Annotated in this window: 20 protein-coding genes; 11 read left to right on the forward strand and 9 right to left on the reverse strand. The window is 55.4% G+C overall.

Annotated elements, in window-relative coordinates; translation table 11 throughout:
* Positions 1-9 precede the first annotated feature (9 nt).
* The gene (locus tag ACWIUF_RS18085) at positions 10-1,248 is read right to left on the reverse strand and encodes an HhoA/HhoB/HtrA family serine endopeptidase (RefSeq protein ID WP_448573918.1); all 1,239 of its coding nucleotides are present in this window, start codon (positions 1,246-1,248) and stop codon (positions 10-12) included.
* A gap of 99 nt (positions 1,249-1,347) precedes the next feature.
* Positions 1,348-1,815 carry a cupin domain-containing protein gene (locus ACWIUF_RS18090; protein WP_448573919.1) on the reverse strand — a complete coding sequence of 156 codons (468 nt, stop codon included), beginning with the start codon at positions 1,813-1,815 and terminating at the stop codon, positions 1,348-1,350.
* Between the two features lie 222 nt (positions 1,816-2,037).
* Here ACWIUF_RS18090 and psbX point away from each other — a divergent pair, with 222 nt between their 5' ends.
* The 4 genes from psbX to ACWIUF_RS18110 all read left to right on the forward strand — a co-directional run bounded on the left by psbX (position 2,038) and on the right by ACWIUF_RS18110 (position 4,486).
* Positions 2,038-2,157: a photosystem II reaction center protein PsbX gene (gene psbX, locus ACWIUF_RS18095; RefSeq protein ID WP_448573936.1), complete on the forward strand. Its 120-nt coding sequence runs from the start codon at positions 2,038-2,040 to the stop codon at positions 2,155-2,157.
* A gap of 205 nt (positions 2,158-2,362) precedes the next feature.
* On the forward strand, positions 2,363-3,304 hold the full coding sequence (locus ACWIUF_RS18100) for a Ycf66 family protein (protein WP_448573920.1): 942 nt from the start codon (positions 2,363-2,365) through the stop codon (positions 3,302-3,304).
* Between the two features lie 69 nt (positions 3,305-3,373).
* The gene (locus tag ACWIUF_RS18105; protein WP_448573921.1) at positions 3,374-3,904 is read left to right on the forward strand and encodes a TolB family protein; all 531 of its coding nucleotides are present in this window, start codon (positions 3,374-3,376) and stop codon (positions 3,902-3,904) included.
* Positions 3,905-3,946: 42 nt separating this feature from the next.
* On the forward strand, positions 3,947-4,486 hold the full coding sequence (locus tag ACWIUF_RS18110; RefSeq protein ID WP_448573922.1) for a TolB family protein: 540 nt from the start codon (positions 3,947-3,949) through the stop codon (positions 4,484-4,486).
* A gap of 121 nt (positions 4,487-4,607) precedes the next feature.
* Here the strand turns inward: ACWIUF_RS18110 and ACWIUF_RS18115 are convergent, their stop codons facing one another.
* Both ACWIUF_RS18115 and ACWIUF_RS18120 read right to left on the reverse strand, forming a co-directional pair.
* Positions 4,608-4,811 carry a chlorophyll a/b-binding protein gene (locus ACWIUF_RS18115; RefSeq protein WP_448573923.1) on the reverse strand — a complete coding sequence of 68 codons (204 nt, stop codon included), beginning with the start codon at positions 4,809-4,811 and terminating at the stop codon, positions 4,608-4,610.
* A 69-nt stretch (positions 4,812-4,880) separates the two neighbouring features.
* A complete protein-coding gene (locus ACWIUF_RS18120; RefSeq protein ID WP_448573924.1) occupies positions 4,881-5,921 on the reverse strand; it encodes a succinate dehydrogenase/fumarate reductase iron-sulfur subunit in 1,041 nt (346 codons plus the stop codon).
* 608 nt (positions 5,922-6,529) lie between these two features.
* Here ACWIUF_RS18120 and ACWIUF_RS18125 point away from each other — a divergent pair.
* Together ACWIUF_RS18125 and ACWIUF_RS18130 are read left to right on the forward strand one after the other, a co-directional pair.
* Positions 6,530-6,931, forward strand: coding sequence for an AbrB family transcriptional regulator (locus ACWIUF_RS18125; protein WP_448573925.1), 402 nt, complete (start codon positions 6,530-6,532; stop codon positions 6,929-6,931).
* A 452-nt stretch (positions 6,932-7,383) separates the two neighbouring features.
* Positions 7,384-8,262: a CPBP family intramembrane glutamic endopeptidase gene (locus tag ACWIUF_RS18130; RefSeq protein WP_448573926.1), complete on the forward strand. Its 879-nt coding sequence runs from the start codon at positions 7,384-7,386 to the stop codon at positions 8,260-8,262.
* Between the two features lie 756 nt (positions 8,263-9,018).
* Here ACWIUF_RS18130 and ACWIUF_RS18135 read toward each other — a convergent pair.
* On the reverse strand, positions 9,019-9,783 hold the full coding sequence (locus ACWIUF_RS18135; RefSeq protein ID WP_448573927.1) for a cobalt-precorrin-6A reductase: 765 nt from the start codon (positions 9,781-9,783) through the stop codon (positions 9,019-9,021).
* A gap of 191 nt (positions 9,784-9,974) precedes the next feature.
* Here ACWIUF_RS18135 and cbiD point away from each other — a divergent pair, with 191 nt between their 5' ends.
* A complete protein-coding gene (cbiD, locus tag ACWIUF_RS18140; protein ID WP_448573928.1) occupies positions 9,975-11,063 on the forward strand; it encodes a cobalt-precorrin-5B (C(1))-methyltransferase CbiD in 1,089 nt (362 codons plus the stop codon).
* Positions 11,064-11,336: 273 nt separating this feature from the next.
* On the opposite strand, the gene ACWIUF_RS18145 is transcribed toward cbiD, so the two are convergent.
* The 3 genes from ACWIUF_RS18145 to ACWIUF_RS18155 all read right to left on the reverse strand — a co-directional run bounded on the left by ACWIUF_RS18145 (position 11,337) and on the right by ACWIUF_RS18155 (position 13,605).
* Positions 11,337-12,533, reverse strand: a complete 1,197-nt coding sequence (locus ACWIUF_RS18145) for a DUF58 domain-containing protein (RefSeq protein WP_448573929.1) — start codon at positions 12,531-12,533, stop codon at positions 11,337-11,339.
* A gap of 31 nt (positions 12,534-12,564) precedes the next feature.
* Positions 12,565-12,756, reverse strand: a complete 192-nt coding sequence (locus ACWIUF_RS18150) for a PCP reductase family protein (RefSeq protein ID WP_448573930.1) — start codon at positions 12,754-12,756, stop codon at positions 12,565-12,567.
* A gap of 69 nt (positions 12,757-12,825) precedes the next feature.
* Positions 12,826-13,605 carry a photosystem II S4 domain protein gene (locus tag ACWIUF_RS18155; protein WP_448573931.1) on the reverse strand — a complete coding sequence of 260 codons (780 nt, stop codon included), beginning with the start codon at positions 13,603-13,605 and terminating at the stop codon, positions 12,826-12,828.
* Between the two features lie 91 nt (positions 13,606-13,696).
* Here ACWIUF_RS18155 and ACWIUF_RS18160 point away from each other — a divergent pair, with 91 nt between their 5' ends.
* Together ACWIUF_RS18160 and ACWIUF_RS18165 are read left to right on the forward strand one after the other, a co-directional pair.
* Positions 13,697-14,137 carry an NUDIX hydrolase gene (locus ACWIUF_RS18160; protein WP_448573932.1) on the forward strand — a complete coding sequence of 147 codons (441 nt, stop codon included), beginning with the start codon at positions 13,697-13,699 and terminating at the stop codon, positions 14,135-14,137.
* A gap of 112 nt (positions 14,138-14,249) precedes the next feature.
* The gene (locus ACWIUF_RS18165) at positions 14,250-15,029 is read left to right on the forward strand and encodes a response regulator transcription factor (protein ID WP_448573933.1); all 780 of its coding nucleotides are present in this window, start codon (positions 14,250-14,252) and stop codon (positions 15,027-15,029) included.
* Positions 15,030-15,339: 310 nt separating this feature from the next.
* Here the strand turns inward: ACWIUF_RS18165 and ACWIUF_RS18170 are convergent, their stop codons facing one another.
* A complete protein-coding gene (locus ACWIUF_RS18170; protein WP_448573934.1) occupies positions 15,340-15,468 on the reverse strand; it encodes a hypothetical protein in 129 nt (42 codons plus the stop codon).
* Between ACWIUF_RS18170 and ACWIUF_RS18175 the strand changes: the two genes are divergently transcribed.
* The gene (locus ACWIUF_RS18175; RefSeq protein WP_448563094.1) at positions 15,460-15,771 is read left to right on the forward strand and encodes a DUF6679 family protein; all 312 of its coding nucleotides are present in this window, start codon (positions 15,460-15,462) and stop codon (positions 15,769-15,771) included. The genes ACWIUF_RS18170 and ACWIUF_RS18175 overlap by 9 nt on opposite strands.
* 284 nt (positions 15,772-16,055) lie before the next feature.
* Positions 16,056-16,415, forward strand: coding sequence for a hypothetical protein (locus ACWIUF_RS18180; RefSeq protein ID WP_448573935.1), 360 nt, complete (start codon positions 16,056-16,058; stop codon positions 16,413-16,415).
* The last annotated feature ends 103 nt before the right edge of the window (positions 16,416-16,518 follow it).

Genomic DNA, 16,518 nt, shown 5'->3' on the forward strand with positions numbered 1-16,518 from the left:
TGGTTGCACCTAGGAAGGATTCGTCGGTAAATCGCTGGTCCGCACTGCCAGTTGTTGGGTGCGATCGCCCCGCTGAATTTGCACTTGCAACGTTTGGCCGACCCGGGTATTTTCGACAATCCGTTGGACTTGTTCGGCCTTGGTGACCGGTTGATTCTCAATCCGCAGAATAACATCCCCCCGGCGAATCCCCGCATTAGCCGCCGGACTGTTGGGCATCACCTGCACCACCAGTACCCCTTCTACTTCGGGGAGTAAGACCGTTGTATTGGGATCGCGGTTATTGCGACGGGCCAACTCTGGTGTCAAGTCTCGCATCCCAATGCCCAAATAGGGGTGGGCAATCCGTTCGCCCCGTTCCAACTGGGCCATGATTTGCTTGACGCGATCGATGGGAATCGCAAAGCCAATCCCCATTGCATCGGCGCGAATGGCGGTATTAATCCCAATGACTTCCCCATTTTCGTTGAGTAAGGGGCCACCGGAATTACCGGGGTTGATGGCCGCATCGGTTTGGATAAAGTCAATCCGCTTATCGGGAATGCCCACCTCGGCACTGGAGCGGTTCAGGGTACTGATAATCCCCAGTGTCACGGTATTATCCAACCCCAGGGGATTGCCCACGGCGATCGCCCAATCGCCCACCTGAATTTGGCTGGAACTGCCCAGGGGAGCCACCGGTAACGTTGCCCCTTGGGGATTGATCCGAACCACTGCTAAATCCGTCAGGGGATCGACCCCCCGCACTTGGCCTTCAAAGCTGCGGCCATCCGTCAGCCGCACCGTGACCCGATCGGCGCGATCGACCACATGGGCATTGGTCAACACCAACCCCGATCCATCAACAATGAACCCGGACCCCTGGCCGCGCTGCAACTGCTCACGGGGAATGCGGGAGAAAAACTCCGGTCCAAAAAAGCGTTGGAAAAAGGGATCATCAAAAAACGGATCAAGCTGACGCGTGACCACCCGTTCCGTGTCAATCCGGACCACCGCTGGCCCCACCCGTCGGACTGCCGCTGCCACAAAACTGCCGGGGGCGATCGCGGCTCGTTGGGCTACGGTCACCGGGGCAGATACAACCTCAGGGGGGGTACTGCGGGTCGTTGTTTCAGCGAGCATAGGTGTTGGGCTGGCCAGGGAGGGAAGCATGGGCAGCCAGCCGATCGCCAGTACCAAGCAGATCCCCGCTACCCACAACCGACGAGACGTGCGTTGGGGAAAACGCCAAATCTTGAAGTCGCGCATAGGTAGGTTTCGCAAAATAACGTCGCTATGACTCAGGATACCGATTCGGTCAAGGGCATGACTACACCGGGACACCGAACCCTGCCATCCCAACTACGCTCAAGGTGCAAACATCTCTAATCCCCGCAGCACCCGCAGATCCTGTTCATCCAGTTCGACGGGGGTACCACTCCGGATCAATTCGGCAAAATCTTCGTTGGGCACCATAATACACAGGGCATAGAGGCGATCGCTCCCCGTATTTTCAATCACATGGGTTCCCGTTGGCGGTACCAGGAGACTATCCCCGGCCCGAATGGGGGTTGTTTTGCCATCACAGGTGGCCTGCCCCTCCCCCTTAAGGACAAAAAAGAGTTCCACCGCCAGTTGGTGACGATTGGGTGGCGTTTTACCCCCAACATCAAAAATTTCCACACAGACTGTAAGCGAGACATCCGATTGGCTGGGGTCAAAGACTAGGGCTAACCGATTCGTATCCTGGGGACTAATCCGATAAGCTTGGTAGTCCTGGGGGGACTTGACGATCGGAATCATGCAGCGTTCAGGGCTTAACACTGGGTTTAACACAGGCATCTCCGGCCATAGCTTGCAGAGGACAGCAGCCGACGGGCATCTCCGTTTTCCTAGACTAATGGGTGCAGCCCGAAAAATACAATTGGGGGGATAGACCGTCGTCAGGAATTGTTTATGAACACGCCCCGGCCTGAAAGGCGGGGGCGATCGGGGGCGGAGAAGCGGCGAAGACCGTTACAATTTAAGAGTGAAAACCATGACTACATCACTGGAACTATGACGCCATCATTAGCAAATTTCCTCTGGAGCTTGGTCTGGGGCGCTGCCATCGTAGTGATTCCCGTAACGGTTGCCTTGATTTTCATTAGCCAAAAGGACAAAATCCAACGTTCTTAGTGACCGTTCGCGGCTGGGGGGGACGTTCTTGGGGTGTCTCTGCCCAGCCCGTGAGCCGAGTATGCTGCCAAGCTTAATTTAGGTTGGGTCAAACGCAGTACGATACCCAGGCTGTCCTGATCCGAGGTCTACCTTGAGCCAAAATTTGCGCCCATTCGAGTTCTGCGCCACGCTAAAGTCTGCACCGAATCTATAGAGAGTTACGATGGTCAATCTTGGGCTGAATCCAGCCAGTATCCTTGGTATTGCACTCGCAGCGGCTGGGCTGGGGCTGTATGTGTTACGCTCCTTTCGCCCGGAACTCTCGCGGGATCACGACATTTTCTTCGCAGCGGTCGGGTTGGTCAGCGGCCTCATCCTGTTGTTCCAGGGCTGGCGGCTGGACCCCATTCTCCAGTTTGGGCAGTTTTTGGTGGCGGGATCGGCCATCTTTTTTGCGGTGGAAAGTATTCGCCTGCGCGGGGTGGCGACGGAACAGGCTAAGCGTAATACCCCGATCGTGGATGAGGAGCGGCCCGTCAGTCGGGTGTACCGGGCCGAGTTGGATGATTTAGTTTCGTTTGAGCAACGATCGACCACCCGTCGCATTCGGGGAAGTCGGGATAGCCGTCCGAATGAACGTTATGACGACTATTGGGATGATGACTACAGCGACGATCGCCCCGCCCCGCGATCGCGCCATGCTGGCGACAGCGCTCCTCCCCGTCGTAGTGACGATGACTGGGACAGTGAACCTAGTCCTCGACCGCGTAAGCGTCGCCCCAGTCGCCCCAATGAGGCCCCTGGTACCATGACCAGCGATCGTCGGGAGTCACCGGCTGGGCCACGGGATTACCGAGAATCGCCCCCCCGCCGTCGCCCCCCCACCGAGGAGGCCAGTGGGCCTGTCCGAACTGAGGCTAGATCCATCGATGCCCCGCCGCCCCGCCGGAAGCGCAAGCGGCCCGCCAGTAATGAGGCCCCGTCGCCCAATCGGCGATCGGCCCCTCCCCCAGAAGCGGAGATTCCGAGTGCGGATTATGTGGCGTATCAACCGATCGATGCACCCGATCCGGAGGATCGGGACGACGATCATCGCGACGATCGCCCGGAGGCGCGTCCCCAGTCCGATGCGGCCAATGATCGCCGCAATGATTTTGATGACTAGCTGGTTGCCCGCGTCGGCATTGCCTGGGAACCTTGGCGGCAGTGGCCTATCCTAACGACAGGACCTGTTATGTTGAGGCTGGATCAAGTACTCACCCGTTTGCTGGGCTGGGGCTGTCTGGGTTTGCTCACGGCCTGCCTGTCTGGCAACCAGAATTTGGGACCCGTTGCCCTCAACAGCCGGACTACGGATGAGCAGCCAGCCCTGAGTGGCGATGGTCGCTATTTGGCCTTTGTCTCCGATCGCAATGGGGGACGGAATATTCTGCTCTACGATCTGCAACAACGCCAATTTATTACCCTGCCCCGCCTGAATCGCCCCGACGCGATTGCTGAAAACCCTAGCCTCAGCCGTACCGCCCGCTATATTGTGTATATTGCCAGCGATCGCGGCAAGCCAGAAGTGGAACTCTACGATCGGGCCACCCAGCGCGTTGAGGTGTTGAGTACTGGCTATCGGGGTTGGGTCCGTAACCCTAGCATTAGCCCCGACGGTCGCTATATTGCCTTTGAAACCAGTCGGCGTGGCCAATGGGACATCGAAGTCTTTGATCGCGGACCGGGCATTGAACTCGATATTGCCCCTGGCACGCCCCCCTGAACCGGCCCTTCGTCATCAACCCCCTGTGTTCTCTGTGCCTCTGTGGTTCCCAAGCGTCATCCGTTAACCCTTACCCTCCTCCTCAGCCTGACCACCCTCCTGGGCGGTTGCACTGGTGCCGGACGGCTACTCAACTTTCCCTTCGACCCCATCGGTGGCCAGAGCCTCAATAGTATGGGGAGTGATCTCAGCCCCGCCGTGAGTGGTCGCTATCTGGTCTTTGCCTCCGATCGCCGGGGGAGCCAGGATATTTACCTGTTTGATCTCACCACCCGTCGCCTGGTCGATGTTCCCGGCCTCAATGCCCTCGATATGCTGGCTTCTGATCCCGCCGTTGCGGAAGGCGGGCAAACGATTGTCTTCACCGGCAGTCGGCAGGGACGTACCGGCATTTATCTCTACGATCGCACCACCCGCCAACTGCGCCTCCTCACCAGTGGTCTGGAGGCTGAGGTGCGCCATCCTAGCATCAGTGCCGATGGGCGCACGATCGCCTTCCAGGCGGCTATCAACGGTCAGTGGGATGTGTTGGTCTACGATCGCAATGGACGCCCCCTACGGGTGGGTGAATTCGGTCCCTGAGTGGAATTTTAGATTTTAGATTTTAGATTTTAGATGGGTTGAATGTTGTGAGATAGGCATCCTGTCTGTCACCCAAACCGGTGAGACGGCTACCCCACATTTCATTGGCAATTGACTGGTGCTAGCGTAAGCCTAACCAGGTGAAAAAGTCCTGGTGGGTGAAAAACTCCAGGATTAAGAGGGCCACAAAGCCAATCATGGCAAAACGTCCATTCAGTTGCTCGGCATAGGCGCTCCAACCAAAGGTGGGGGTCGGGCGGGCAGGGTCGGCGATCGTAGGAACTGGCGCGGGCGTAGTTTCCGGGGTCGAGGTATCTGAAGACATAGGAAATTGCAAGACGGCTAAATACGCTTTAAACCATACGGTATCCAGGGTCCGTTCGTCCCCAGGTTCTTAGTCCGAATCGGCGGCAGTGGTGGCGGTCGGCTCAGGGGATGCCTCGGTCGCTAACCACGCTTCCACGGCTTCAATCAGCGATCGCACGGTTTCTGTTCCTGCGGATGCCTCAAAACTGAAGGGGAATTTACCCCGTACCAGCATCCGCAGGCCCAGGGGACCGAGGCTAGCCAGCCCGCGCCAATCACGGAAGGAATTGCCCACGACCGTAATCCCAAAGCGGCGTTCATCCACCCAACCACCCTGTTTGACCAGTTCGACCAACAGCTTGCGGTGGCGGATGGGACGACTGGCTTGGGCATCCTTCCGGGCCAGAATTGCTCCCTTAATTTTGCCAATTTGATCCATCGGGGCTACGTCCATCGGGCACACCGTATTGCAGTAGTAGCAGCGCGTGCAACCCCAGACCCCTTGGCTACCCTGGTTATAGAGATCTAACCGCTCTTCCGTGCGATCATCCCGGTTGTCGGCCACCAGACGATAGGCCTTCGCGAGGGCATGGGGACCGACAAATTTGGGATTGACTTCCCGCGCATTACACTCGGAATAACAGGCCCCACAGAGGATACAATTACCTACCTGATCTAACTTGGCCCGCTCGGCGGGGGATTGTAGAAACTCGCGATCGTTGTCCGGCGTTGAGAGGGCTACCTGACGAGCCGAAGCACTGACATAGGGATCGACCACGGCGAGGGTGTCCCAAAAACTCTGCATATTGACAACCAAATCTTTAACAACGGGGAGGTTGCCAAGGGGCGCGATCGTAATTTCTGGCCTATCCGGGGAACTGAAACGGGCCAATTCACTGCCCACATTTTCCTTGCAGGCCAGCGCCGATCGACCATTAATGCGCATGGCACAACTGCCACAAATCGTATTCCGACAATTTTTCCGAAACGCCAGGGTACCGTCCTGTTCCCACTTAATCCGGTTCAAACACTCCAAAATCGTGGTGCCCGATTCCACCTCTAATATATAGGTCTGGAAGCTAGGGAGATCCTGGGAAGACTGGCGCTGGATTTTAAAGGAGACTTGCATGGTAAAGGGTTTAACACGGATGGGATACGAGTCTGGAGCATCCCTCTGAATTACGGGTAAAACGAGGGAAATCACCGGCGGTTAAGCCTGAGGGTAACGTCGCTAACCAGGGGATACCCACACACAACCGCCCCGGAGGATAACGGGCGTGTTTAAGGTTCGGGTTTATTGTAACGTACCGTCACTCCCCCAACATTTCCCAGGAACTCGCACTTGCAAGTTTGGGACAAGTGATCGATTTTGGACAAAGTAGGGCTTGAACCGTCAGCTTCTGACCCATTAGCTGGTACCTAAAACACCCGGATTGTCCTGCCAGTTTCACACCGTACCCCACTTTCTTCCGGACAATGACCGTAGCCCGGGGGGGGATTGTCCAGCCTGATCGTTATTATCAGCCCGATCGCACCAAGCAATCGATCCCCTCCCACGATCGGAACGGTTCGCTCAGCAAGTAATCGCTCATCATTCTAGGGAAAAATCTTAAGTCAATCCTAGAAAACTTATCAAAAAAACTTGCCAATTTTTAGGATTTTAAGGCTAATATTCTTATATAGAGTTGCCAATTAGGCAAAAACAATCGTCCTAGCGGGAGGAAACTTTGTAAAATTATGGCTGAAACTGCAACGGCTCCACTCACAGGGAAGGCGCTACTTCAAAAGGTTAAAGAACTCTCAGACCTCTCGGTACGGGAAAAGGCAAAGCGCTGTGGCTACTACACGGTCTCCAAGAGCAATCAGACGCGTGTCAATGTGGCGGACTTTTATAGCGCCCTGCTAGAGGCACGGGGGATTGAACTTGATCCTGAAGGTTCTAAGGATGGTCGGGGACGGGAACCGACCTATCGCGTGAGTGTGCACAAGAATGGTCAAATCGTGATTGGTGCGACCTATACCCAGTCAATGGGTCTAGAACCTGGAGATGAATTTGAAATCAAGCTGGGTTACAAGCACATCCACTTAATCCAGGTGGGCAATCCCGGTAAGGGTGAGAATGGTGCCAGTGAGGATTAATCTTGATTGACAACCCTCGTGCCTCCCTTGCGGTGGGTCTTGGGTGCGATCGGCTTTGGAATAATTGCTGACTCCAGAGCCGGTAGCTCTTTTGCTGAATTTGACTGAGGTTTTGCCAATGGGATTGGGCCTCACGGCGGCTTGCTGATAGTGGAAATCTAACCGTAGGAAATAAGCTGCGGGGAGTTGGGGGCAAGATGGTTTTGGGTGTTCTCCGTTCCGGTTCGGATTGGGAGCAATTTTGAGACGGGTTGTTTAGGGAAATGATCTTTTTCCCGCATCTATCCCCTAGCTGAACCCAGAGGATGGGTGTTGAGGTCACAACCTGTTTGCCCTGGGGTAGAATACGGGGGTGAAATTGGACGCTGCCCACCGATGGCCATCGCTCTCCAGTCACATTTACTATCTATAAATTGACTGTCGATAAATTAACAGTGGTGTTAAACACCCCCATGACTATGAGTTTGGCGGCGAAACTTACGGGTGTCGTCAACTTTGTGTTAATGCAAATTCCCTGGCCATTGGGGGCTGGCAGTCTACGGATCAGCGTGTTTCTACTGATCTGGCTTTTGGCATGGCTACCGATCGCCCTGATCACGGCCTATTTTGTGCGTTGGCGACCGTTTCAGCCCTTACAAATTTCCCAGAAACTGGCTCTAATCGCGTCGTTATATAGCATTGGTCCCGGCTTGATTTGGCTCATGGTCCAGGCGCAGGGAGGGGATCTGGGGGACTACGGCCTGGTTTGGGGTGGAACCTTGCTCCGGGCGATCGGGATCGGGTTAGGAATTGCCTTGGGCGGTATCGGGTTACTTTATCTCAGCCAGTGGCCCTGGTTGATCTGGCCACCCCCCGCCCCAACAATGCCCCCTAGCCACCCAGAAAAACTCCGCAATTGGCTGTTGCTCCCCGCCCTCATTGGCCTTTGGATTGGGGGTACAGAAGAGTTGATTTTTCGGGGGTTCATCCTTACCGAGTGGCAACAGGATTTTGGCAAGGTGACGGCAGCGATCGTCACCAGTCTGCTGTTTGCCCTAAGTCATTTGGTTTGGCATCCCCGTGCCGCTATCCCCCAACTTCCCGGCCTCTGGCTAATGGGGATAGTCCTTGCGGTCGCCTGCTGGTGCACCAACAGTAGCATTGGCCTTGCCTGGGGCCTTCATGCGGGTTGGGTGTGGGGCCTCAGTAGCCTTGATGCGGCTCAGATCATTCATTACCGGGAGACCGCCCCCGCCTGGGTTATTGGGTACGATCGCCAACCCCTCGCCAGTGCGAGCGGTCTCTTGCTGCTGCTGGTCACCTTGGTAATCCTCTGGCTAAGCCAGTCCTAATGAGGGGTTTACCACTTGCCAACTCTGTTGCAAACCGCCATGCTCGATATCAGTCAGTTGCCCGTGACCCGCGAGATGCTTGGGTTGTGATTGTTGGTAAAGGTCGGACGCAAGCGCTGGCGATGCTATTAAAAGATTATCGCGTGATCGCGGTTCTCGGACTGGGGCAGCCGATCGCTGGGGGCGGGACGAGAGGTTACGGTAGACTGCGAATGGGTGGGTTTAGCGGGTTCTTCTGGTTAGATTAGAGGCCGTTTAAGCTGCGATCGCCCTGTCTATCCTGAGCTATGCCACTCACTGGCATCACAAACGTTAGCGATCAAACACGCATAAGTTTGTATCTCGATGCCATTTACATTCTTGGCAATCGATTCAGCATCAATCTTATGCCTTTTGTGAAGTCTCTGCTTCAGAATCAAAAAAAGATCATAAAGTATCTGAGAATCACGGTTCTTACTGGCCTTAGAAAAAGTAGAAATCTTGACCTTGATTTCACGAATATTTAAGCGCTTGAAGACGCTCCTCATACTGCTTTGACGCTGATCCGGAACAAAGAAGAGCTAAAGCGAAACCAATGGAAAACTGTTGAAGACGGGATAGTCATCCGTGGCGATGTGGCTCAGATGTTTTTGAACAATCTCAGAAAAATTTGATATCATTATACTAATTTAATTTTGATTTTTATGATCTCTAGTTTACACAATTAGAGGCTATTTTTAACAAAATTACTGTCATTCAACACTTCTGGGCCAACAACTATTTCGCTAATTGCAACAACGTACTTTTTATCCATGTCAGCACACTTTCGATATCGGTAACCACTGCTGCTGGTGGCATGGGCGGACGTTGAATCATCACAACGGGGATAGCTAACTCACGGGCAGCGATAATTTTGGCATAGGTGGCTTCACCACCACTGTTCTTACTCACGATCGCCCCAATTTTATACGCCTGCAACAGCGATCGCTCATGCGCCAGTGAAAAGGGTCCCCGTTCTAGCAGCAGTTTGCCGGGGGGGACTGCCGCCGCCGGTAAGGGGGGATCAATCATGCGCATCAGAAACCAGTGGTCGTGAAGGCGGGCGAAGGCTGCGAGTTCTTGCCGTCCGATCGTCAAAAAGATGCGCTGGGCAACTCCTGGCAATACGGTTGCCGCTGCTTCATGGCTGTCTACTTCAATCCAGCGATCGCCCACTGTCCGCTCCCAGGCTGGACGCACCAGCAGCAAATGGGGAATACCCACTGCTGCTGCTGCTGCCGCCGCCTGGAAAGAAATTTGAGCCGCAAAGGGATGGGTTGCATCAACCAGCCCAGCGATCGGCTGTTGTCGCAAGTAGTCCGTGAGACCTGCTACACCGCCAAAGCTGCCAATGCGGGTATCTGCGGAGGGTACGACCGGCTGACGTGTGCGACCAGCCAGCGAGGTGATTACTGCCACGCCGGGGATTTCGGCAATTCGAGCCGCTAATGCAGTCGCATCCCCGGTCCCACCCAGGATGAGTACACGTTTGCGATCGGACATATTACACCCTATGCTTGCCGCAACTCTAACCCTACCGCCATAAGGCGCTAGGCTACAATTTCTTGCTTCGTCCCTGCCAATACAGGGCAACTGTCGCCGTGCGTTAGGAGTGCCCCGCCGCCGCTTCGGGTAAAACGGTAATTAAGGATGTTTTCATCCCTACACGCGATCGTCTTTATTTTTTGACCCCAATGGCACGTTCTGGTTACACCCTGCCTGTTTTCGCTGTCGCCGCTGCTAAAGCCGCCCTAGTTCATCTCCAATCCAATTATCCGGCCCCGCCGCCCTCTGCCACCCTCGCGCTCTTACCCGGTGAAGCAACGATTCCCATTCAGCAGGTTGCCCGCCTAGACCTCAACAGTGCCCTGGCCATCACCATTAGCGATCCTGGTGATAACTTAGACCTGACTCGCCACACCCCGATTTGGGCTTGGGTCAAACTTCTGCCCCGTCAGTCAGAACCGCTTATTCTAGAAGCGGGTGAGGGAATAGGTAGAACAATATCTGGAGAACCAGCCATCTATCGATATGCTCACCGTTTATTTAAGGCAAACCTGCTGCCGTTGATTCCTTCTGATCAAACTATCATTGTCACCATTCTCATGCCTGAAGGTCGCCAACTGGCCCAACGAACGTCGAATGAAGCCTTTGGTATCCTGGAAGGACTGTCACTATTAGGTACGAGCGGCATTTCCCAGCCCCTTTCCGCCGAAGAGCACCTGGAGGATTTACGTCAAATCCTGCAAAAAAACGTGAAATCACATCCGCATTTGGTCTTTTGCATTGGTAGTCATGGCATCCACATTGCCCAACAGATGGGTTTTCCAGAAACCGCCATTGTGCAAACAGGCAACTGGATTGGCGCTTTGCTCGTTGAAGCAGGCTTACGCGGTGCAGAATCCGTTTTATTGCTGGGCTACCAAGGGAAATTAGTCAAGCTGGCCGGGGGCATTTTTAATACCTCTAGTCACCTAGCCGATGCCAAATTAGAAATCATCAGTGCCGCGATCGCTCGAACAGGTGGCAGTCTCGCTGCCATAGAGGCTGTTTTAGCTTGCAAGACAGCAGATGCGGCTTACAAAAAATTAGTCGAACTTGAATTGGCAGATAGGGTTTTTCATGCCTTAGCCACGACCATTTCCCAGAAGGCACAGGCTTATGTGAAACAGTATGGAGATGTCCAGATCACGATCGGTACCCGTTTATTTGACCGTCAGGGGCAGATGATTGCCCAGGATGCGATCGCCACTCAATTGATCGCTGCCTGGACACCAAGTTGATCTATCACGCTCAGTACCATGAGTAGCAGAAAAAACAATTGTGGGTTAGGCATCCTGCCTGCCCCTGAGATAGCAGAAAAAACAATATACTCAGAATACTCAGACGGCTACAGCCGTCCCCTCTCTAATGTATTGTCAAGTTTTGTAAGCAAGGGGCTTAAGCCCCTTGTCTGTACCTCACCAGGTATGGAAGTGCTGTATTCCACGTTCAATTTGTGATCGGTGGCCAATAGCGGGTATGGATTGCGGCCAGCCTAGAAACCCCCCGATTCGCTAAACCCCCCGATTTGCCCAGAGGGGAGATTGCAATTGTACGGCCAGGGGCGCTTCGGTTTGCATGATCAGGCCCGGCAGGGGAACCGCAGGTGGCGCAGGACTGTCGGCGGTTTGCCAGAGAACCCAGCGACTGCCTGCCGGGAGAGTGGTTAGGCTAGCCGGGTTACAGGTGAGCCAGATCAACGGTTGACGCGGCGGTGGCTCGGCCCGAAGGTCCTCCTGGGGATAGGTCGCTGCCAGGACCTCCAACACGCGACGATTGCCCTGCACCAGCCCCGTTGCCGCTGTCCAAATTTTGGCTTGGAGGCTTTGGCGACCCGCGTAGAAGTAAAGCGAGGCGGCCACGATCACCGCTTGCTCAAAGGCATCGTCTTTTTCAGGAGGCGTGTCGATATTGGCGGGGGTGGGGGGTAGGACAGGCCAGGGGATTTGGGTATCGAGGCCAACCAAGACGGCTTGACCACCGGTAAAAACTTCCAGCTCTCGCACCCGCAGATCGCCGTAACGGGCACTGGTGCGCCAGTGGATTAACCGGGTAGGGTCACCCCAGCGGTAGGGACGTAGGGAGCGGGTGAGGCCAGAAACCGCATTTTGCAGACGGGCATCGTTGTTGAGTTGGGGGCTATCGTCCTGGCCAAGGTCATCCACAAGGGGGCAATGGCTGAGGGGCAAAACTTTGGGATAGACGATCGCTTTGGCACGGGCCTGCTGTTCCCGACGGCACCAAAAGAGGCCCAGGGGAGTTGCCGTGCGCAGTTGCAGGGTTTGCCAGCGATAGATGCCGCGTCGGTAGCTAGGGTGGTAGTAGAGCCAGCGATAGGTACTGTGGGCTTCAATGAGTTCGATCGCGATTTTGACCGGCGAACCGAGGACGTAGGGTAATTGATCCTGGACCTGGAGCAGGGTTTTAGCCCGGTCACTCTCATTATGGATGAGGATTTCAATGCTCAGGCGATCGCCCGCACTGATGGGGTCAAGGGGGCGGCGGCTGATGCGGAGTTGACGGAGCGATCGGAGGGGTAGAGCTGCAGCCATCACCAGTAGGGCAAAGCTCACCCCGCTCATAACATAGAGCCAACCAGCCAGGGTATTGGTGGCGGCTCCAAAAAAGAAGATCGCTAGGCCTAAAAGCACTGTCCCGGCATAGGCAGGAGCTACCCAGTGGCGTTCGAGCCAATCCCAAATCCATTTCATGCTGGCGATTTCCCAGTAGGGTTGACTGGCCTTATTGGCCGAATTCGAGACGGGCCTGCTCAACCAGTTCCGGGGTGACGATCGTCAACTCCTGTTCACGGGCCAGTTGCTCAATGCGCTGGCGGGCTTGGGAACGCACAAAGAACGGAATATTTTTCAGCTTAACCTGGGCCGCAGTGGTCCATTGCAGCGTTTCAACCAGATTGGGGTCATACATGGGCATCGCCAGTTCACAGCGTCATATTGGGTATCCTACCGTACATCTTCTCGAACCCGCATCTTGTCCCAGCGGCTAGTAAAACCGGCTCAACTGCACCCGATACCGCTCCTTCTTCGTCACCGCAATGTCGCCCACGCTTAAGCGCCCTTTTCCCCGAATTGCTACCAAATCGCCACTTTTTAGGGGACTACTCGCCTGGGTCACTTCCTTCCAGTTCACCCGCACCTCGCCCGCTGCGATCAACGCGGCCATCTTGCTGCGCGATAGGCCAAACCCCGCTGAGGCGATCGCGTCCAACCGTAAGGATGCCTCCACCGTCGTCAGTTCCTTTTGCCGGGGGGGGGGAACCTTGAGTTCTGCCAATGCGATCGCGTGGGTCTTGACCGGGACCGATCGCACTTGGGTTAGATGCAAAGCCAAAAATTCGGCAATCTCTGGCACCACGATCGCCTGGGCACCCCGTTCCCCCAGCACCAAAATATCGCCCACCTTCTCCCGCACAATCCCGGTGCCAAGCATGGCCCCCAGGAAATCCCGATGGCTGGCCGTGTCAAAGAGAAAATTGCCCGCGATCTCCAGGACGGTCAAGTCTACCTGCTCAGGCGTCAAGGGTAGGTCCGATCGCGCCACAACAACCCGCTGCCGCTCCGCTTGGGGATAGCCCCCCCAGGCCACCAGATGCACCTCCGTCAAAGGGCGAAACCGGTGTTGAATTTCCGCCAATTCCGGGGGCGAAAGGAAGTCACTCGTGACTGGCTCCCAGGTTTTAATCGCCTGCTCCGCCAGATCAATCAGGCGCACCACGGCTTCGCGGTGTTCAACGCCCTTCAGTAAGTTATCTCTGGGTAGCATCGTGACTGTGAACCGTCCCTCCCCAACAGCTACATTCGGTGATTCGGGCTAGCATAATAGCCATATCCTTTAAGCATAGTCGTTGGTGAGAATGGCTGGGACAGCACAGGTGGCGATCGCCATTTTGTACCAGGACGATCGGGTCCTCATGCAACTGCGGGATGACACCCCGGGCATTGTCTACCCCGGCCATTGGGGCTTCTTTGGTGGGCACCTGGAACCGGGGGAAACCCCAGAGACGGCCCTTCGGCGCGAACTGCAAGAAGAAATTGGCTATGTGCCGCCGCACATTTCCCCCTTTGGCCAATACCCTGGTGAATTTGCCCTGCGCCACGTCTTTGCTGCGCCCCTCACCGTTGGGTTGGCGCAATTGGTCCTTGGTGAAGGCTGGGATATGCAACTGCTGCCCCGCGCAGCTATTCAACGGGGTGAGTACTACTCCGAACGCGCGGGGCGCACCTGTCCGATCGGGAAGCCCCACCAGCAAATTTTGCTGGACTTCTGGCAAGCGCGTAGCCACCCCCGTCCCTGATTCCCGCTGCAAGGTCCCCCGACCGAGCCGCTCCCCGTAGCGTTAGTTACAAATTCCTGACAAATGCCCTGTTACCCTGAAAGTCAGTTCACCATAAGGAATTGAGGCTGCTGTGAGAGCAATCCGCGTCCAGGTTGTTGGCGGCAATCCCCACTTGCGATCGTTGCTGGGTTGGCATCTACAGCAAGGGGGGTACAAAGTTTCCCAAGCATCCGGCATCCATCCCGCGAGGGAAGCCTTTCTCACCTTTCAACCAACCCTTGTGATTTTAGATACCGAACTGCCCGATGGCGACGGTTTGGAATTGTGTAGCTGGCTGCGGCGGCACCCGCAAGTATTAATCCTGATGCTTTCCGCCCGCAGTACGGAGGCGGACGTGGTGGCAGGGCTGAAGGCCGGGGCCGATGATTATTTAGCCAAACCCTTTGGCATGCAAGAATTTCTGGCACGGGTGGAAGCGCTAATGCGCCGGAGTCGTTCGATCGTCCCCCCGGCTTCCCTCGACTATGGGGACCTCAAGATCGACTTGGTACAGCGCCGGGTCCGCTATCAGGAGGCCGACATTGATCTGACCCCCCAGGAGTTTAGCCTGCTCTATGTGTTAGCCCAGGCGGAAGGCGTCCCCCTGAGCCGCTCCGAGTTGCTGCGACGGGCTTGGCCCGATGCGATCGATAATCCGCGTACCGTTGACACCCATATCCTGTCCCTGCGGAAAAAGATCGAGGTGGACCCGCGCCAACCCAGTCTTATTCAAACCATTCGTAATGTGGGCTACCGCTTTAACCCTGAAATTTTGCAAGCAAACGAGGATGTTATCCCGGCTACCCCCAATAAGCCCTTGGTGGCGGCCTCCCCGGCAATGCTGGTGGGGGAGCGACGGGTTAGGAGTTAGGCCCGGTCTGTCAATCTCGACCAAACCCTTATAAAATGAAATTAGCGTCAAAATGCCCGTAAAACTTGACTCATCTCCGTGCCTTCTCGGTGGGTTGTTTCTGGGTGTGTGAGCCATCCATTTAACTCTGACTTAGGTTGGCTGGCAAGGTGAAGGCTTGAAGGGTTTGGTGAGAATCCTGACGTGAAACATACTTGTTTAGGACCCCTTTAGGACCCGTGAATCAACTAATGATGGCGTGGGAAATTACCTTTAATCTGGCTGCGATCGCGGCTAAAAAGATAGATATTGTTCCAAAATGCGTTATTCTCTACAGCAAGTTACCCAACTGAGCACCAAGGGTTTGACTGCCATTGTCTTTCCAATTCCCCGCATCACGATCGGGGTCGAGCTTGTACTGATCGAGCGATCTGCTCAGGAGCCGTAAATAATGTTGCACCGTAAACTTTACCAACTCTGTACGGAAGGCCGCGAGGTTTGTATCTTTCTGCGGGATCAGCAGCGTTGGTTAGAGCGGGTTCGTATCCTGGACATTGAAGGTGACCTTGTCACCCTGCGCTATGAAACGGAGGAGGAAGACGAAGTCTGCTCCTGGGAGGAGATGGTGCGTCTGGAAAGTATCGGCGCAGTGACCCAAAAGCTGGCCTCGGTTCCCCGTGGCGATGTGGAACCCCTGGTTTCGGAGGATTGCCCCGAAGCCGAACAACTGCCCGATCGCCGTCCGAACCCCAACCTGGACTAGGGAATCCCAGGGGTGTCGATATCCCCCGGTAGGGACGGGTTACGCCAGGGGAAGGCCCAGGACAAGGGAGACCCCCTCCTGGAGGGGCGGGTTACGCCCAAGGTTCATCGGTACTGACAATACTTTGTAAACCCGCCCATTGAGGCCCCCCATCCTTGCCAACTTGTCAACACCCTTGTGATCTTGTTTTTTCCCTGATTGGCGATCCGGTTGGCGATCGGGAAACTGATGCCGGTAACGTGCCCCCGCGATCGCGATTCGTCGGTTTTTAACAAGGATTAGCCATGAACAGTTCCGATCCCTTTGGTGAACGATCGCTCCAGCGTCTCCAGGGATTCATTTGCCTGATCCCGGTCATTGGCTTTATTCCGGCCCTATGGACCCTGCTGCGCCAACAGGGGGGCAAGGAACCACAAGCGGCCAGTCGTCTGGCGGTCACCCTCACTCTCACTTGGCTATTCGGCTATATACTGCTGGGATTTGGTGCAAATACCACGGAATTTGCCCATCTACCGATGTTATTGACGAGTAGCCTGCTAACATCAGGATACTTTTTAGCCAGTTTTTGGTTAATGGTCCGCCTATGGCGACGGAAACGGCTTTACCTGCCCTGGGTCAGTGAAGCCAGTGATCGATTACCATAGGAGGCGATCGGAGCCAACCTCTGGTCTACACTTTATACCTACGGCTCTGCAAGTGTGAGGAAATCCGTGTCCACGCGCAAACATCCTGTGCCCCCCCCTGCCC

It is taken from the genome of Trichothermofontia sp., assembly GCF_053493415.1.